The organism is Flavobacterium sp. JLP, from assembly GCF_015350755.1.
In the GTDB taxonomy this organism is placed as follows: Bacteria; Bacteroidota; Bacteroidia; order Flavobacteriales; family Flavobacteriaceae; genus Flavobacterium.
In genome coordinates this window covers 167,082-186,616 of the sequence record NZ_JADKPS010000004.1, presented here as the reverse complement: position 1 = coordinate 186,616, position 19,535 = coordinate 167,082, and the positions used below count along the sequence as shown (strand labels likewise).

The 19,535-nt window shown below is 34.5% G+C and carries 11 protein-coding genes; 10 read left to right on the top strand and 1 reads right to left on the bottom strand.

The features are described 5' to 3' along the window. Positions 1–62: 62 nt before the first annotated feature. Positions 63–1,121 (bottom strand): sensor histidine kinase, encoded by a 1,059-nt coding sequence (locus tag IRZ83_RS12205; protein ID WP_029273075.1) that lies wholly within the window; start codon positions 1,119–1,121, stop codon positions 63–65. A gap of 121 nt (positions 1,122–1,242) precedes the next feature. Here IRZ83_RS12205 and IRZ83_RS12200 point away from each other — a divergent pair, with 121 nt between their 5' ends. From IRZ83_RS12200 to IRZ83_RS12155, 10 genes are all read left to right on the top strand, one after another. Beyond that, positions 1,243–3,486, top strand: a complete 2,244-nt coding sequence (locus IRZ83_RS12200) for a GH92 family glycosyl hydrolase (RefSeq protein WP_194569095.1) — start codon at positions 1,243–1,245, stop codon at positions 3,484–3,486. Between the two features lie 38 nt (positions 3,487–3,524). Then, complete coding sequence (locus IRZ83_RS12195) at positions 3,525–5,402, top strand: sodium:solute symporter family protein (RefSeq protein WP_194569093.1); 1,878 nt, start codon at positions 3,525–3,527, stop codon at positions 5,400–5,402. 222 nt (positions 5,403–5,624) lie between these two features. Next, entirely contained in the window at positions 5,625–6,590 is a 966-nt protein-coding gene (locus IRZ83_RS12190; protein WP_194569091.1) for a glycoside hydrolase family 130 protein, read from the top strand. A gap of 7 nt (positions 6,591–6,597) precedes the next feature. Beyond that, a complete protein-coding gene (locus tag IRZ83_RS12185; RefSeq protein ID WP_194569089.1) occupies positions 6,598–7,668 on the top strand; it encodes a carbohydrate-binding family 9-like protein in 1,071 nt (356 codons plus the stop codon). Positions 7,669–7,674: 6 nt separating this feature from the next. Continuing rightward, positions 7,675–8,754, top strand: a complete 1,080-nt coding sequence (locus IRZ83_RS12180) for a putative glycoside hydrolase (RefSeq protein ID WP_029273080.1) — start codon at positions 7,675–7,677, stop codon at positions 8,752–8,754. 119 nt (positions 8,755–8,873) lie between these two features. Then, the gene (locus tag IRZ83_RS12175) at positions 8,874–9,902 is read left to right on the top strand and encodes an isoaspartyl peptidase/L-asparaginase family protein (RefSeq protein WP_194569087.1); all 1,029 of its coding nucleotides are present in this window, start codon (positions 8,874–8,876) and stop codon (positions 9,900–9,902) included. 158 nt (positions 9,903–10,060) lie between these two features. Beyond that, positions 10,061–13,201 (top strand): glycoside hydrolase family 2 TIM barrel-domain containing protein, encoded by a 3,141-nt coding sequence (locus IRZ83_RS12170; RefSeq protein ID WP_194569084.1) that lies wholly within the window; start codon positions 10,061–10,063, stop codon positions 13,199–13,201. Between the two features lie 6 nt (positions 13,202–13,207). Continuing rightward, positions 13,208–15,529 (top strand): beta-N-acetylhexosaminidase, encoded by a 2,322-nt coding sequence (locus IRZ83_RS12165; protein WP_194569083.1) that lies wholly within the window; start codon positions 13,208–13,210, stop codon positions 15,527–15,529. A 262-nt stretch (positions 15,530–15,791) separates the two neighbouring features. Further along, entirely contained in the window at positions 15,792–17,276 is a 1,485-nt protein-coding gene (locus tag IRZ83_RS12160) for an alpha-L-fucosidase (RefSeq protein WP_194569080.1), read from the top strand. Between the two features lie 4 nt (positions 17,277–17,280). Then, positions 17,281–19,524 (top strand): GH92 family glycosyl hydrolase, encoded by a 2,244-nt coding sequence (locus IRZ83_RS12155; RefSeq protein WP_194569078.1) that lies wholly within the window; start codon positions 17,281–17,283, stop codon positions 19,522–19,524. Positions 19,525–19,535 lie beyond the last annotated feature (11 nt).

Sequence of the window (19,535 nt, the reverse complement as noted above, 5' to 3'; positions counted from 1 at the left end):
GTAATTTGAGCGACACAATTTAGCAGATAATATATATACGAGTAAAAGTAGCTTTAGGTTGTTTAGGTTACTTTTATCACAAGCTTTACGACAAAAATATTCTTTTTATCTTTAAAAGAAAGCTTATAGTCACTTTTATTATAACCTAATTCTAATCTTTTCTTAACGTTCTCAATGCCTATACCACTTGACTTGTTAAAATTGTCTTTGTGGTGCGTAATTTCTGGCGTTGGGTTCGAAATAGTAAAGTGAAGAAAATCGCCCTTAACTTTAAAATTAATATCAATAATCACTTTTCCGGTGTTTTTGTTTACACCATGTTTAAATGCATTTTCAATAAAAGTCAATAATATAATAGGAGCAATTTCTTTGTCATGAATATCTCCAGAAACAGACATATTTACTTCTAGCCGCTCATCATTTCTGATTCTTTCTAAGTCCAAATAATTTTGAATACAAAGGATTTCATTCTCTAAAGATTGTCTTTTGCTTTTTGTATCGTAAAGCATATAGCGCATTAATTCAGAAAGCTTGAGAACAATTTTAGGTGTTTTGTTTGATTTTTCTACAGATAAAGAATAAATATTATTAAGCGTATTAAAGAAAAAATGAGGAGAAATTTGAGATTTTAAGAAAAGCAATTCGGTTTCGAGCTGGGATTTTTCAAGATCGGTTACCCTTTTTTGTTCTTTCAAAAAGTCTAATGTTATTTTAATTGCAGTAACAAATGTTATGACATAAAGCTCACCCATCATCATGTCGATGGTATAATTAAGAGTTAGTTTGTCGATTGTCTGTGGTCCTTCAGGCCAGACATCATGGGTGATCAGCAAATAAGTAAGGTTGAATTTTAGGATGACCATTAAAAATATTGCCGACAAAACAGAAAGCACATAAAGCACGTATTTTTTTCGATAAACCAGATACGGCATAAAGATTAAAAGGTTTAGATAACATAGTGTCATGTGAATTGGAAAACCCAGCAAATTTGTCTTTAAAGAATACAAATAATCATTAAAATAACTTCCCCAGCGAAAAGTATTGAATAGAAAATAAGTAAGCCAAAAGATGATGTGATAATGCAATGGTATGCGATATAATTTGCCAGAATTGAAATTCATAATAATAGTATGTTTTGTGACTTTTTTTGATGTTTATCTAAGTTAATGTGTCGTCCGTCTAAATTAATTTTAATAAAAGTTCAATTTACATAAATTTAAAGTTAAATTAAGATTGTTTTATATGAAGAATTTTACACTGCTTGTTTTGTTTGTCATTTTGGCTGCAAGTTGCAAAATTAATGTAAACAAAAATAAGCATCAAAAAACCTTTTTTGCAGAGCATGTCGATCCTTTTATCGGAACTGGCGGGCACGGGCATACTTATCCGGGCGCTACTGTTCCTTTTGGAATGGTTCAGCTGAGTCCAGACAACGGAATTTCGAGCTGGGACTGGTGTTCAGGATATCATTATTCTGATTCTATAGTGTCTGGCTTCAGTCATTTACATTTAAGCGGAACAGGAATTGGAGATTTGGCAGACATCTTATTTATGCCGACAAACAAAAAAGTCGATTTAACATTAAAAACAACTTCAAGAGATCAATTACCTTATAAATCAAAGTACAGTCATGCTAACGAAAAAGCAACACCGGGCTCTTACCAAGTTTTTCTTGAAGATCCTAAAATCAATGTAGAATTAACTTCTTCGCAAAGAACAGCGTATCACAAATATACCTTCGCAAAAAACGACAAACAATCTGTTATTATCGATTTAGGATTTGCCATAAATTGGGATAAAACGTTAAAAACAGGTCTTACTATTGAAGACGAATACACGATAAGCGGTTACCGTTTTAGTTCGGGCTGGGCAAAAAATCAAAAAGTATTTTTTGTGGCAAAATTTTCAAAACCTATTTCAGAATCGGTTTTGTTTGCTAATAAACAAATAATTTCAGGAAATACTGCAGCAGGAGAAAATTCATCTGCACAATTATTTTTTGATGCGAAAAATTCTAATGAATTATTCGTAAAAGTGGCTTTGTCATCTGTTAGTGTGGCAAATGCCAAAGATAATTTAGACGCTGAAAAATCGAATTTCAATACTGCAAAATCTCAGGCATCTACAATATGGAATACTGCTTTAAGTAAAATTGAAGTAGAAACACCAGTAGATTCGTTAAAAACAATTTTCTATACCGCGATGTTCCACACTCAAGTTGCCCCTGTAACCTATAGTGATAAAAACGGTCAGTTTAGAAAAGAGGATGATCAAATTGCTTTGGCAAAAGGTTATACCGCTTACTCGACCTTATCACTATGGGATACTTTTAGAGCCGAAAATCCTCTTTTAACTTTATTAGCTCCAGACAAAACTTCGGATATTGTGAACTCGATGTTAGTTTATTACGATACAAAAAAAATATTACCGGTTTGGACACTCTACGCCAATGAAACGAATACAATGACAGGATATCATTCCATTCCGGTAATTGTTGACTCATACTTAAAAGGAATCAAAGGTTTTAATGCCGAAAAAGCATTTTCAGCAATGAAAGCAACAATGATGCAAGACGAACGCGGTTTGAACTTCTACAAAAAATACGGTTATATTCCGTATAACTTATTAGATGAATCAGTTACTATCACTTTAGAATATGCTTATGACGATTGGTGTGTTGCGCAAATGGCAAAAGCTTTAGGTAAAACTGAAGATTATCAATTCTTTTTAAATCGTTCAAAAGCGTATCAGCATTTATTTGATTCGAAAACAGGATTTATGAGAGGAAAATCTGAAGACGGGAAATCATGGAACGAACCTTTCGATCCAAAGCATTCTAACCACAGAGAACACACTGATTATACTGAGGGAAATGCTTGGCAGCACAGTTGGTTTGTACCGCAAAATGTTGATGATTTTATTTCGCTTCACGGAAGTAATGAACTTTTTGCGAAACGTCTAGAACAATTGTTTACCGAAAGCTCAGAAATTACAGGAAGCAATGTTTCAGCAGATATTTCAGGATTAATAGGTCAATATGCGCACGGAAACGAGCCAAGTCACCACATTGCCTATATGTTTAATCATGCCAATCAGCCTTGGAGAACGCAATATTGGGTTCGTCATATTTTAGATACACAATACAACACAACGCCAAACGGATTAAGCGGCAATGAAGACTGTGGCCAAATGTCGGCTTGGTATGTCTTCAGTTCAATGGGATTATATCCCATGAATCCTGCTTCAGGAGAATATGAAATAGGAAGTCCGATTTTTGAAAAAGCAACAATAAATCTGGAAGGCGGTAAAACATTTGTTATTGAAGCAGAAAATGTTTCTGATAAAAACTTTTATATCCAATCGGCGACGCTAAACGGAGCTGTATTCGATAAAACAGTAATAACACACAAGCAAATAACAGAAGGAGGAATTTTGCATTTTGTAATGGGAGCCACACCCAATAAAAACTGGGGAATAAAAAAATAATTTAACCACGTAACTAACCAATAAACAAACATAAATTAATGGATATCATTGACGTATCAATCATCGTAGCTTATATACTGCTCTCAGTAGGAATAGGAATTTGGATTTCAAGAAAAGCATCAAAAGGATTAGATGATTATTTCCTAGGCGGAAAAACAATTAAATGGTATTTTTTAGGACTGAGCAATGGTTCAGGTATGTTTGATGTTTCAGGAACTTCCTGGATGATTGGAGTTTTGTTTTTATACGGAGTAAAAAGTTTCATGTTTATGTGGCTTTGGCCAATATGGAATCAGATTTTTGTAATGATGTTTCTGGCCGTTTGGATTAGAAGATCAAAAGTAATGACAGGTTCTGAGTGGATTTTAACCCGTTTTGGAAGCGACAGAGCCGGAAAAGCTTCTCATATTATTGTGGCTATTTTTGCCATCATTTCTACAATTGGTTTTATTGCTTACTTTTTTGAAGGAATTGGAAAATTTGTAACCATCATTCTTCCTTGGGATTTAACGCTTCATTACGGTGATTTAATTTTGCTGACTTCAGAGCGCTCGTATGCGTTGATCATTATACTTTTAACTACAATTTACACGGTTAAAGGCGGCATGTTTTCGGTTGTTGCTACAGAAGTTGTGCAATATCTAATTATGATTATCGCAGGAGTTTTGATTGCCGGTTACGCTTTTATTAATTATACAGATCTTCAAATAAATTCGGTTATTACCGAGGAGTGGAAAAATGTTTTTTTTGGATGGCAGTTTGAAACCCAATGGAGTGATAAATTTCAAACCTTCAATAACTTAATTGATTCTGAAGGTTACAAAATGTTTGGTGCTTTTATCGGAATGACTTTATTCAAAGGGTTTTTTGCCAGTATCGCAGGTCCAACACCAAGTTATGATTTACAACGAGTGCTGTCTACTAAATCAGTAAAAGAAGCAGCGTATATGAGCGGTTTTACCAACTTGATTTTATTCATTCCACGATATTTATTAATTACCGGAATTGTAGTTATTGCTTTGGTAAACTTAGCCCCAGAATTAAATGCCAACACAGCTTTAACCGGAGCGGACTTAGAATTATTGATGCCGAAAGTGGTAAATTTATATATTCCGGTTGGAATAAAAGGAATTCTTCTTGCAGGTTTATTAGCTGCTTTTATGTCTGGATTTTCAGCATTCGTAAACGCTGGACCAGCTTATATTGTAAATGATATTTATAAAAAATATTTCAAACCGGTTGCAACAAATGCACATTATATAAAAGTAAGTCAGATTTCTTCTTTCTTAGTTGTTGGTTTAGGCGTTTTCATGGGATTCTTCGCTGACTCAATTAATTCATTAACGCTTTGGATTACAAGTGCTTTGTATGGAGGTTACGTAGCTGCCAATTTCTTAAAATGGATTTGGTGGAGATTTAATGGCTGGGGTTATTTCTGGGGAATGTTCGCCGGTTTAATTGTAGCATCTTTACAATTTGCTTTAGGTCAAGCCAAAGGAAGTTTATCCGAAGGATCATTTTTATACGATTTAGCGCAAGTGCAAGCTATTTATCTGTTTCCATTAATATTTGGTTTCTCTATTTTAGGCTGTCTTTTAGGAACTTTCTTAAGCAAGCCAACAGATATTGAGGTGCTGAAATCTTTCTACACTAATGTCAGACCTTGGGGCTGGTGGAATCCGGTTTACAAAACATTAAAATTAGAAGATCAGACTTTCGAAAAAAATAATGATTTCTGGAAAGATATGTTGAACTGTGCTATCGGAATTGTGTGGCAGTCAAGTATGATTCTGCTTCCGATATTTTTCATTATCAGAGATTATCCAAAAGCAATTACGGCCTTAATTGTCTTTTTAGTAACGACAACCATTTTGAAATTTACATGGCTGGATAAAGTTCGCAGAATAGAAGATTAGTCAAATTAGAAAATTAGTCAATTAGAATACTTAACACATAGAAATATAGGTTTCAAATGTGTTGAAAAAAGAGAATAAAAATAAACTAGTTTCTGACACATAGATCTATGTTTATTTAAACAAGTGAAACGCCTTTTATGCGGTTACAAAAACTATGTTTCTATGTGTTTAAATAATGACAAAAGCATAAAAAAAATAAAATAAACAAAAAAACAAATAAAAATGAGCAGTATTCCTTGGCAAGACAGACCCGAAAACAGTAACGATGTAATGTGGAGATATTCTGAAAATCCAATTATCGACAGATACGCAATACCATCATCAAACAGTATTTTCAATAGTGCTGTAGTTCCTTTTGGAGATGGTTTCGCCGGTGTTTTCAGATGTGATAATAAAGCGGTTCAAATGAATATTTTTGCCGGTTTCAGTAAAAACGGAATCGATTGGGACATTAATCACGAACCAATCGTAATGCAGTCAGGAAATACGGATATGATCGAATCAGCTTATAAATACGACCCGCGTGTTGTTTTTATTGAAGATCGTTACTGGATTACTTGGTGTAATGGTTATAACGGACCCACAATTGGTATTGGATATACTTTTGATTTTAAAGAATTTTTTCAGTGTGAAAATGCCTTTTTGCCTTTCAACAGAAATGGTGTTTTGTTTCCGCAAAAAATAAACGGAAAATACGCGATGTTAAGCCGCCCAAGTGATAACGGACATACCCCTTTTGGCGATATCTGGATTAGCTACAGCCCAGATATGAAATATTGGGGAGAACACCGTTTAGTAATGAAACCAAGTCCTTTTGAACAAAGCGCATGGCAATGTACAAAGGTAGGTGCAGGACCAATTCCGATTTTGACAAACGAAGGCTGGCTGATGATTTACCACGGCGTTATCAATACCTGCAACGGTTTTCGTTATGCAATGGGATCAGCGCTTTTAGAGGTTGATTCTCCGGATAAAGTAAAATACAGAACGCAGCCGTATTTATTAGGACCTGCAGAAATTTATGAAATGGTAGGAGACGTGCCAAATGTAGTTTTCCCATGTGCTGCTTTACACGATACAGAAGAAGATAAATTAGCTGTATATTACGGTGCAGCAGATACAGTTGTGGCAATAGCATTTGGTAAATTAAGTGAGGTAGTTCAGTTTACAAAAGATAACAGTTTATAAAAAAAGGATGCGTTTAAAATTGAAATGGTTAACAGTTGTTTTACTTTTTATTTCGGTTGCAGGGTTTTCTCAACTGAAAAAAAGCACCATTATTCCTAAAACTTATGTTGCAGCAAAAGCGACAAACCCCATTTTGATTGATGGAGAAGAAGGCGATGCGTCATGGAACAAGGCAGAGTGGACAGATATTTTTGAAGATATCGAAAACAATGTAAAACCAAAATATGCAACAAAAGTTAAAATGCTCTGGGATGAAACCAATTTTTATATTTTAGCAAAAATTGACGAACCTCATGTTTGGGCAAATTTAAAACAACGCGATACAATTATTTTTTATAACAATGATTTTGAAGTTTTTATAGATCCCGACGGCGATACTTTTAACTATTATGAATTAGAACTAAATGCATTAAATACAGCCTGGGATCTATTTTTATCAAAACCGTATCGAGAAAATGACAATGTTGTTTTAAACGACTGGAATATTCCAGGTCTAAAATCGGCGGTTAAAATTCACGGAACTCTTAATAACCCAAACGATACAGATGAAGGCTGGATGCTAGAAATGGCAATTCCATGGGCGTCTTATAAAACATCTTATTTCGATCAAAATGTTCCTGTCGACAAGTTTTGGAGAGTCAATTTTTCAAGGGTAAATTGGCAACACACCTTAAAAGACGGCACTTATGAAAGAAAGAAAGATGCCAGCGGAAAATTTTTGCCAGAATACAATTGGGTTTGGTCGCCAATGGGCGTAATCAATATGCATGAACCTGAAAAGTGGGGTTATGTTTATTTCTCTTCAAAAGAAGGAAAACAAAGTTTTACAATTCCGCAGGATGAAAAAGTAAAATGGGAACTTTATAATTTGTACCGAGCTCAAAAAGAATACTATCAGAAAAACAAAACATGGGCAAAATCTTTAGTCAATCTTACTAAGGAAACCATTATTGTTGATGGTAAAATTCTGAAACCACTTATAGAAAATCATACAGCCGGATTTAATATTTCTGTGAAAAGTCCTTTTTCTGATCAAACCTTTATTATTAAGCAAGACGGCAAAATAATATCAAAATAAACCACTATGAAACTACCAAAACTATTACTTTTTTTATTGGCATTCAGCATTTTTTCGTGTGCCAAAAAAGAAGAACAAACCACTTTTAAATTTGGTGTCTGGACAACCGCAGATGCTAAAAAATCAGATGCAGATTACACAAAAGAATTTAAAAAATACAAAGACGGAGGAATCGATGAAGTATTGATCAATACTGGCACTGATCCAAAACTTTTAAAAAGAATAGCGCCTCTAGCAGCAAAAGAAGGCCTAAAAGTTCACGCCTGGATTATGGCTATGAACAGACCTGGAGATTCAGTCGCATTAAAGCACCCAGAATGGTATCAGGTTAGCAAAGAAGGAAAATCTTGTTTTGATAATCGCCCTTATGTAGATTATTACCAATGGTTGTGTCCAACCAGAAAAGAATCTAGAAATCACGTTTTACATTTAGTTGAAGAATTGGCAAAAGTAGACGGAATCGAAAGTGTTCATTTAGATTACATTCGTTTCCCGGATATCTTTTTGCCAATTAGTTTATTGCCAAAATACAATTTGGTTCAAGATGTAGAATTGCCTCAATTTGACTTTTGTTATTGTGATGAATGTGTAAAAGCATTTGAAAAAATTCATCATAAAAATCCAAAAAACAGCCACAATACTTCTATTGATATGGAGTGGAAAAATTTCAGATTAAATGCCATAAAAGCGGTTGTTGATGATGCGTATAAAATTGCACACAAACACAACAAACAATTGACTGCAGCAGTTTTTCCTTATCCAGAAATGGCAGATCATATGGTGCGCCAGCGTTGGGACAAATGGAATATCGATGAGGTTTACCCAATGATTTACCACAGTTTTTACGATGAAGAAATTGACTGGGTTGGTTATGCAACCAAACAAGGTGTTGCTGATTTAGAAGATAAGAAAACAAAAATAAATACAGGAATTTATATTCCAGGATTGAAAAATGATGCAGAATTGAAAGAAGCAATTTTATTGGCAAAAGAAAATGGAGCTGTTGGTGTTTCATTTTTTGACGGAAATGCATTATCTGAAAGCAATTTAAAGACCATCAAAGAAACAAAAGCAAGTTTAAAATAAGTATACAGAACAATTTATCATCCTGAGGAACGAAGGATTACAAACGTAACTCGACAAAAATTAGCGAGCTAGATTGCGGAGTTTCTTTTGAGTAATATTTTAAAGATAAAAGTAAGAGCATGTCAAATAGAAGAGACTTTATAAAAAAAACAACTTTAGGCACATTTGCCGTAACTTCTGTTTTGGGCTTAAGCGGATTTGCGAAAAATCAGGAAAATGAGATTGAAAATGAATTAGAATTTGCTTCAAAAAAAACAAAAAAGCCGATTATAATTTCGACGTGGAATCATGGTCTTCCAGCTAATGAGGAAAGCTGGAAACAATTAAAAGCCGGGAAACCTGCCTTAGACGCCATTGAAGCCGGTATGAAAATCCCTGAAGCAGATCCGAATGTCCGCAGTGTTGGATATGGAGGATATCCGGATCGCGAGGGAAAAGTAACTTTAGATGCCTGTATTATGGATCACAACAGCAATTGTGGTTCGGTTTGTTTTTTACAAGGCATTATGCATCCCATTTCTGTGGCAAAAAGAGTATTGCAAAATACACCGCACGTTATGTTAGCCGGACAAGGCGCATTGCAATTTGCATTATCTGAAGGATTTAAAGAAGAAAATCTATTAACTCCAGAATCTGAAAAAGACTGGAAAAAATGGCTGGAAGATTCTAAGTACAAACCAGTTATTAATATAGAAAATCACGATACCATAAGCATGCTAATGTTAGATCAAGATGGAAATCTTGCTGGTGGCTGTACAACGAGTGGCGCCGCTTGGAAAATGCACGGACGCGTCGGTGACTCCCCAATAATCGGCGCGGGTCTTTTTCTGGATAATGAAGTTGGCGCCGCTGCAGCCACAGGATTGGGAGAAGCAGTTATTAGAACTGCAGGAAGTGCCATGGTGGTTGAATTAATGCGTCAGGGAAAATCACCATACGATGCCTGTAAAGAAATTACAGAACGTATTTACAACAAACACAAAAACCACAAAGACATGGAATATCTGCAAGTTGGTTTTATTGCGTTAAATAAAAATGGCGAACATGCAGGCTACAGTTTAAGATCTGGTTTTAACTTTGCTGTTTCTGACGATGAAAAAGGGCACAGAATGGAAGATGCAAAATTTAAAATGTCTTGGGATAAGTAATTGCGCAATTTTGTCATTTCGATCCGGAGCTTCGGGAGAGAAATCACACTAGTTAATCGATACAAATTGTGAGATACTTTGCAGAATTTCTAGTGTTATTTTGACGTAAGGAGAAATGACAAACAGAACTAAAAAGCTACAGAATAAAAAAACAAAAAATGAAAAAAACAATATCCATATTATCCTTATTAATTACTTCAATAGTTTCTGTTAATGCTCAGGAAAAAGTACCGTTTTGGCAGAACGAAAAAATTAATGAAGATAATAGAGAGCCCATGCACGCTGCTTATTATGTTTTTGAAAATGAAGCATTAGCGGCCAAAAACGAATGGAGACAATCTAAAAATTATCTGGACATTAACGGAGCCTGGAAATTTAAATATGTTGACAATCCAGCTTCACTTCCAAAAGATTTTGAGAAAACTAATTTTGATGATAAGGCTTGGGATAATTTTAGAATTCCGGCAAGCTGGGATGTAAACGGTTATGGATATCCTGTTTATGTCAATACAACTTACGATTTTGATTATTTAATGGCGCCAAATCCACCTTTTGTGCCTACGAAATATAATCCGACAGGAGTTTACAGAAGAGAAATCACGATCGATAAATCTTGGCAAGGAAAAGATATTTTTCTTCATATCGGTACAGCAAAATCAAACTTAACCGTTTGGGTAAACGGCGTTTATGTAGGTTATGGCGAAGATGGAAAACTTCCGTCAGAATTCAACTTAAATAAATATGTAAAAGCTGGAAAAAACACTATTGTTCTTCAGGTTATGAAATGGAATGACGGTTCGTATTTAGAATGTCAGGACATGTGGAGAATGAGCGGTATTACACGTGATTCTTATTTAGTTGCCAGAAATAAAGCACATTTAAAAGACTATGAAATCATTCCGGATTTAGATGCTAATTATGTAAATGGAAGCCTGAAAATTTCAACTCAATTTTCAGATTTAGATAAAAAAGAAAACTATACTTTAGACGTTCAGTTAAAAGATGGCGACAAGATCATTACTTCAAAAAATAGTACCGCTTTAAGCGAAAAACAAACGTTTGATTTTGCTGTAAATAATCCAAAGAAATGGAGTGCAGAAATTCCGAATTTATATCAAATCAGTTTTATTTTAAAAGATAAAAAAGGCAGCATTGTTGAAGTTATAAATCAGAATGTTGGCTTTAGAAAAGTAGAAATCAAAGGCGGACAGCTTTTGGTAAACGGAAAAGCGATTTACATAAAAGGAGTAAACCGCCATGAAATTGATCCGGTAACCGGACAAACGATTTCTAGAGAACGCATGGAGCAAGACATTAAATTGATGAAACAATTTAATCTTAATGCAGTGAGAATGTCGCATTATCCCAATGATGAATATTTCTACGAATTATGTGATAAATACGGAATTTATGTGGTTGATGAAGCCAACATAGAATCGCACGGAATGGGTTATGATATTACTAAAACTTTGGGTAATAAACCAGACTGGGAATTGTCGCACATTCAGCGTATGCAGAGAATGATTGAAAGAGATAAAAATCATACTTCTGTAATTATCTGGAGTATGGGTAATGAAGCTGGAAATGGTTATAACTTTTACAGAGGCTATTTGTGGATTAAAAACAGAGATAAATCGCGTCCAATTCAATACGAAAGAGCAACTGCGGGAGCTTGGGACGGAAAAGATTTAAAATTTGAATGGGATTCTGATATTATCGACCCAATGTACAGTTCTCCAAACAAAATGGAGGAATATATTTTAGCAAACCCAAATCCGTCAAGACCTTATATTCAGTGTGAATATGCTCATGCGATGGGGAATTCGATGGGAAATTTTAAAGATTACTGGGATGTCATTCGTAAATACCCAAATTTTCAGGGAGGATTTATCTGGGATATGATTGATCAATCGGTATATAAAAAATTAGCTGACGGAACTACGATTTTAGCTTACGGAGGAGATTTCGGCCCAAAAGATGTAAAAAGCGATAATAACTTTGTAAACAACGGCGTATTTACGGTTGACAGAAAACCAAATCCGCATGCTTTAGAAATGCGAAATGTATTGCAAAATATCTTGACTTCTTGGGAAAATCAGGAAACCACAACAATAAAAGTGTACAATGAATTCTCATTTAGAGATTTAAGTAATGTGACTTTGCATTGGAAGTTAATATTAGACGGAAAAGAAGATGAAAGCGGTGTTATTGAAAATTTAGATATTAACGCAAATCAATATAAAACGTATCAGCTTCCGGTTAATTTACAAGGGAAAAAGTTTCAAGAAGCTTTTATAAATATAAGTTATCAGTTAAAACAAGACGAGCCATTTTTACCAAAAGGTTTCGAAATCGCCAAAGAACAGCTGGCGTACAAAGGAATTTGGAAAAATGATATTAAAATTGAAGGTGCAGGAAAAATTGCTGTAGAGAAAAAAGAAAACAACACTATTTTTAAAAGCGAAAAAGCCGAAATTGCTTTCGATAAAAAAACAGGATTTATAAATGGGTATTCATACAATAATTTGCCAATTATAAAAGAAGGTTATCAATTGCGTCCAAACTTTTGGAGAGCACCAAATGATAATGATTTTGGAGCAAATCTTCAGATCAATTTGAAAGCTTGGAAAGATGCAACAGAAAATCCAACTTTGGTAAATTGGAATTATTCGGTTACAAAAGACAATATAATTTTGGTTAAAGCGACATATAATTTAACTCAAGTTTCTTCGATTTTAGAATTAAATTACGAGATTAACAGCAATGGTGAATTGATCGTGAAACAGCAATTGAATATGGATGAGACCAAACAACAGCCTGTTTTGCCAAGATTTGGAATGGAAGTAATTGTACCAAAAGATTTCAGTAATATGAATTATTACGGAAGAGGTCCGCACGAAAACTATATCGACAGAAATTACAGTTCGAAAGTTGGTCTTTACACACAAACTGTTTCAGAGCAATATTATCCGTATATCCGTCCGCAGGAAACCGGAAATAAAACAGATGTTCGGTTCTTAGAATTATCAAGTGATAAATTGAAGCTAACCGTAACATCAGATAATTTATTAGCCGTAACTGCTTTACATTTCTTAAATGAAGATTTAGACGACGGTTTGCAAAAAGACCAAAGACATGCTGCCGAATTGAAAGAAAGAGATTTAACAAGCTTAAAAATTGATTACAAGCAAATGGGCGTTGGCGGTATCGACAGCTGGCAGGCTTGGCCAATGGAAAAATATTTGTTGAGAGGCAAAACTTATGAATATCAATTTAAAATAACACCATCAATAAAATAATTCATTATGAGGATTTTAAAACCATTCCTTGTCGTATTCTTCTTGACTGTTTTAAATTTTGGATACAGCCAAAAAATATATACAGAAAAGGACATTCAGATTATTCCAAAACCGAATCAATTGTTGATCCAGCCGGGAGCATTTGAATTTTCTAAAAGCACCAAATTTGTTGCCACTACTGATTTTCAAAAGGAAATTTCGACGGCGTTGATCAATAAGTTTGAAAAAGCCGCGGGATGGCGTCCTGAAATTTCAGCTACAAGTCCGCAAAGCAATTTTATTCAATTTAAAGTAGATCAAACACTGAATAAGGAAGCTTACAAATTAGAGGTAAGTGCACAGAGCATTACGATTACCGCTAAAGGAAATGCAGGTTTTATTTATGGATTAGAAAGTGTTCGCCAATTATTGCCGAATGTTATTGAAAGTAAAAACATCATAACAGCAGCAAAATGGGAAATCCCAAATGTGGTTATAACAGATGAGCCGCGTTTTCAATGGAGAGGATTAATGTTAGATTTATCGCGTCATTTTTTTGATAAAAACTATGTAATCGAAACGATTGATCGATTGGCAATGTTAAAAATGAATGTTTTGCATTTGCATTTAGTTGATGATCAAGGCTGGAGAATCGAAATTAAAAAATATCCAAAATTAACTGAAGTTGGAGCCTGGAGAGTCGATCAGGAAAATGCAGCCTGGAATGCAAGACTAACTACAAACCCAGATGAAAAAGGAACTTATGGTGGTTTTTTAACTCAGGAAGAATTAAAAGAAATTGTAAAATATGCAGCAACAAAAAATATCGAAATCATTCCAGAAATCGAAATGCCGGCGCACGTTAGTTCTGCAATTGCTTCTTATCCGGAATTGGCCTGTTTTAATCAGAGAATTGGTGTTCCGTCAGGCGGATTATGGCCAATTACAGATATTTATTGCGCTGGAAAAGAAACTACATTTGAGTTTCTGCAAAATGTAATTGATGAAGTTATTGCTATTTTTCCATCAAAATACATTCATATTGGAGGTGACGAAGCAACAAAAACCAATTGGGACAAATGTCCGCTTTGTCAAAAAAGAATGAAGGACAATGGTCTTAAAAATGCACATGAACTGCAAAGTTATTTTGTAAAAAGAATGGAGAAATACATTAATTCTAAAGGCAAAAAGATAATTGGCTGGGATGAAATTTTAGAAGGCGGTTTGGCTCCAGCAGCAACTGTAATGAGCTGGAGAGGTACAAAAGGCGGAACTGATGCAGCAGAACAAGGCCATGATGTTATTATGACACCAGAATCACACTGTTATTTTAATTTTTATCAAGGACCTCAAAACGAAGAACCTATAGCTTTTGATGGTTATACGCCTTTAAGCAAAGTATACGAATTCGACCCGGTTGTTGAAACAATGACACCAGAACAGGCAAAACACGTTTTAGGCGGACAGGCAAATTTATGGGCAGAATATCTTCCAAATACAAAAGAATCAGAATATATGATTTTCCCAAGATTAGCTGCCTTATCTGAGGTTTTATGGAGTTCAAAAGAAAAACGAAACTGGAATGATTTTACTTCTAGATTACCTTCGTTATTAGTGCGTTACGATTATTTAGGCATCAATTATGCAAAAAGTGCTTATTTGGTAACGGCTGCTTCAACTGCTGATATGGCTCAAAAGCAAATTAATATTACTTTAAAAAATGAATTCCCAAATCCAGATATTCGTTATGTATTGGGCGATAAAACGTTGGCAGGAAATGCTGTAAAATATACAACTCCAATTCAGGTAAAAGAAACTACAATTGTAAAAGCTTCTTTGTTTCAAAATGAAAAATTAGTAGGTAAAATTTTTACGGACACTATTATTTTTCACAAAGGTGTTGCGCACAAAGTAAAATATTTAACGCCTTATAATAACAATTATAAAGGAGACGGACCGTATACAATGAATAATAGTATTCGAGGATCTAAAAACTTTCACGATGGTCAATGGCAGGCGTGGCTGGTAAATGATATGGAACTTGTTGTTGATCTAGAAAAACAAGAAAGTGTAGAACAAGTGATTATTGGAACTTTAGAAAGCCAGGGTTCTGGGGTTAATTTTCCAACGCAAATAAAAGTTTTGATCTCAAATGATGATATTACTTATAAAGAAGTCGGCAAAATATCGCGTCCGTATGCTGTGAATGTAAATTCAGAACTAAAAGATTTCAAAATCAATTTTGGAAAACAAAATGCAAGATTTATAAAAGTAATCGCAACTAACTTGAAGAAAAGTCCAAAAGGAGAAAGTTCATGGTTATTCGTTGATGAAATTTTAGTGAATTAATAACCACATTTTTGTCAAAGCCATATGTTCATAGTATTACACCCAATCTTGTCATTTCGACGAAGGAGAAATCTCACGAGTAGCTCGACAAAGATTGACGATTTACTATGAGGAGTTTCTTGCGAAGATTTCTCCTTCGTCGAAATGACAAAAATGTGGAGAAACTTTGACAAAATTAGGTAGCAGGGACATTTTGTCTTAATATCTTAAATGTGGAATTTTACAATTAAACAAAAACAAAAAACAATAAAATAGAGTAAAGATGAAAAGAGGAATATTCATAATCGCGATATTATTTTCAGTTCAAATGTTTTCGCAGGCTATTTATGAAGATGAGCGCTATGTACCAGAAACGGATCCAGCAGTGTTGAAAAATTTAGAAGAATGGCAGGGTAAAAAATTCGGATTGTTAATGCACTGGGGAACTTACAGCCAATGGGGAATTGTAGAATCTTGGTCAATATGTCCTGAAGATTATGGATGGTGTGAACGTAAAAAAGGAAGTAATCCAGCAAATTACAATCAATATGTAGCCGATTATGAAGGTTTGAAAAAGACTTTTAATCCAACGAAGTTTGATCCTGTAAAATGGGCAAAAGCAGCAAAAGCAGCGGGAATGAAATACATGGTTTTCACTACAAAACACCATGACGGATTTAATATGTACGACACCAAATATTCTAATTATAAAGTAACTGACAAAGATTGTCCTTTCAGCAAAAATCCGAAAGCAGATATTTTAAAAGAAGTTTTCAATGCTTTTAGAGCTGAGAATATTTCAACTGGAGCCTATTTCTCTAAACCAGACTGGCATAACGAAAATTACTGGGATCCGTATTTTCCTCCTTTCGACAGAAACGTAAATTATGATCCATCTTTATATCCAGAAAAATGGCAAAAGTATGTTGATTTTACGCATAACCAAATTTTAGAAATCCTTAGTAATTATGGCAAAGTAGATATTTTATGGCTTGATGGAGGATGGGTTAAAAAAAGAGATCAGCAAAACATAAAAGAAAACTACGATGAGAAGTTTGCAGAAAACGAATCGAAAAATGGTTTTATCAAACACAGAGTTGTAGATCAAGATCCTAAAATGGATGAACTGGTTATAAAAGCGCGTCAGAAACAACCAGGATTAATCGTGGTTGACAGAGCCGTTCACGGTAAAAACCAAAACTATTTAACGCCTGAAGGACGCGTTCCTGCAAAAACTTTGCCTTACCCATGGGAATCTTGTATTACTTCTGGCGGTGGCTGGTCTTATACTCCAGATGCAACTTATTTAACTGGAAGACAAGGAATTCATATGTTGGTTGATATTGTAGCAAAGGGCGGAAACTTATTGTTGAATATTGCGCCAAGTCCAGAAGGAGAATGGCAAAAAGGTGCTTATGATTTGTTAGCAGCTTACGGAGACTGGATGAAAGTAAACAGTACAGCGATTTATGAGACAAAACCAATCGAACCTTTTAAGGAAGAGAATATTTGTTTTACACAAAATAAAACTGGAAATGTATTTGCATTTTATTTAGCAAAAGATGGAGAAGATAAAATTCCTGCAACTGTTACAGTAAAATCGATCAGCCCTAAAAAAGGAACAAAAATTATAATGTTAGGTTCTAAAACTTCTTTAAAATGGACAAAAGAAGGAAACGGATTTAAAGTTGTAATTCCAGAAAGTTTACGAAACAACTTACCATGTAAAGAAGCTTGGACTTTAAAAATTGAAGCTATTAATAGATAAAAATATGTTTTCAATACAAAAAATAATATCAAAAACAGCATCTATTTTTTACATGCTGTTTTTTAGCATCAGCATTTTTGCACAAGAACCTGCTGATTTTGTAAATCCGTTTATTGGAACTTCTAATTATGGAGCGACTTTTCCGGGTTCAATTGCGCCACGAGGTATGGCTAGCATAAGTCCGTTTAATGTTGCCGGAGTAAAAAATACTCCAATGGAAAAAGACAGTCAGTGGCTATCGAATCCTTATGTTAATGAAAATACTTTTTTAACCGGATTTAGTCAGGTCAATTTAAGCGGTGTCGGCTGTCCGGAATTAGGCGTTATTTTAGTAATGCCAACAACCGGAAATGTTGAAATTGATCATTTAAAATACGGTTCAACGTATTCTAACGAAGTAGCAAAAGCAGCGTATTACAGCGTTGATATTGACAAGTATAAAGTTAAAGGTGAATTTACAGCTTCAAAACGAGTGGGCGTTAGCAGATTTACTTTCCCGAAAGGGCAATCCAATATTTTAATAAATCTTGGTTTAGGATTAACCAATGAAGAAGGTGCAATGATAAAAGTCGTTTCATCTACAGAAATTGAAGGAATGCGCTCTGTTGGTTCATTTTGTTACAACAGTCCAGAAGATGCTTATCCGGTTTATTTTGTGGCGAAATTTTCAAAACCTGCAGCTAAATTCGGCATTTGGAAAAAAACTTCAAAATATAAAGGAACCGAGGCACAATGGATGGACTATAACGGCAAAGCCAGAATGATGGAAAATACCATTAAAACTGTTGTCGGTGACAGTATTGGAAGTTATTTTACCTATAAATTCGAAAAACAAGAAACGGTTGAAGTTAAAATTGGAATTTCGTATGTAAGCATCGAAAATGCCCGTGAAAACTTAGAAAAAGAAACCGGTAGCAAGTCTTTTGATAACGTTTATAAAGAAACCTATAATGAGTGGAATGAGGAACTTTCGAAGATTCTAGTTGAAGGCGGTTCAAAAGACGAAAATACGATTTTTTACACAGCTTTGTACCACACTTTAATTCATCCAAATATTTTAAATGATTTCAACGGCGAGTACCCAGAGATCAAAAGAAGAAAGATTGGTAAAACTGATGGCACCCGTTATACCGTATTTTCATTATGGGACACCTATAGAAATATGCATCCGCTAACCTCTTTAGTTTATCCTAAGCAACAATCTGATATGATAAAAAGTATGTTGGATATGTATGATGAAAACAGCTGGCTGCCAAAATGGGAATTAAATTCAACAGAAACATTTACCATGGTAGGAGATCCGGCAAGTATTGTGATAGTCGATGCCTGTTTAAAGGGAATTCAGGATTTTGACTTTAACAAAGCCTATTATGCGATGTTAAAAGGCGCAGATAATGCTGAAAATAATCCGTTGCGCCCGGGACTTAAAGAATATATCGATAAAGGTTATGTTTCAACCAATTATCCTGGCCCAGTTTCTACAACACTAGAATATAATACTTCAGATTATGCGATTTCACTTTTAGCAAAAGCTCTTGGTGAAAAAGATGATTATAAGCGTTTTACGAAACGTTCATTATCCTACAGAAAATTATATGACAAAGATTTAAAATTACTTCGCCCAAGGACAGCTGACGGAAAATGGTATGAACCTTTTGATCCTGTGGCGGGAGCTAATTTTCAAACAAATGTTGGTTTTATCGAAGGCAATGCTTGGCAATATGCTTTTATGGTACCACATGATATCAAAGGATTGATAAAATTAATGGGCGGTGAAAAACCTTTCTCCGATCAATTGCAAAAAGTTTTTGATATCAAACAATTTGATATGGCAAACGAGCCGGATATTGCCTATCCGTATTTATTCAATTACATAAAAGGAGAAGAGTGGAAAAGTCAGCAAATGGTAAAGAAATTGGTGAAAGAATATTTTAAGAATGAACCAAAAGGATTACCAGGAAATGATGATACAGGAACAATGTCGGCATGGCTGGTATATTCTATGATGGGAATTTATCCAATTTCTCCCGGAGATCCAATTTACACGATTACAGCGCCAATGTTTCATAGAGTGACGATCAAATTAGATCCAAGATATTATAAAAAAGAAAGCATTGTAATTGAAAGACAAATTAATAATGATGGAAAAATCAATTCGATTGAGATAAACGGAAAACCACTTAACAGCTTTTTTATTTCGCACGAAGATTTTGTGAATGGAACAAAGCTCAAAGTGATTCAAAATTAAAAACAACACAA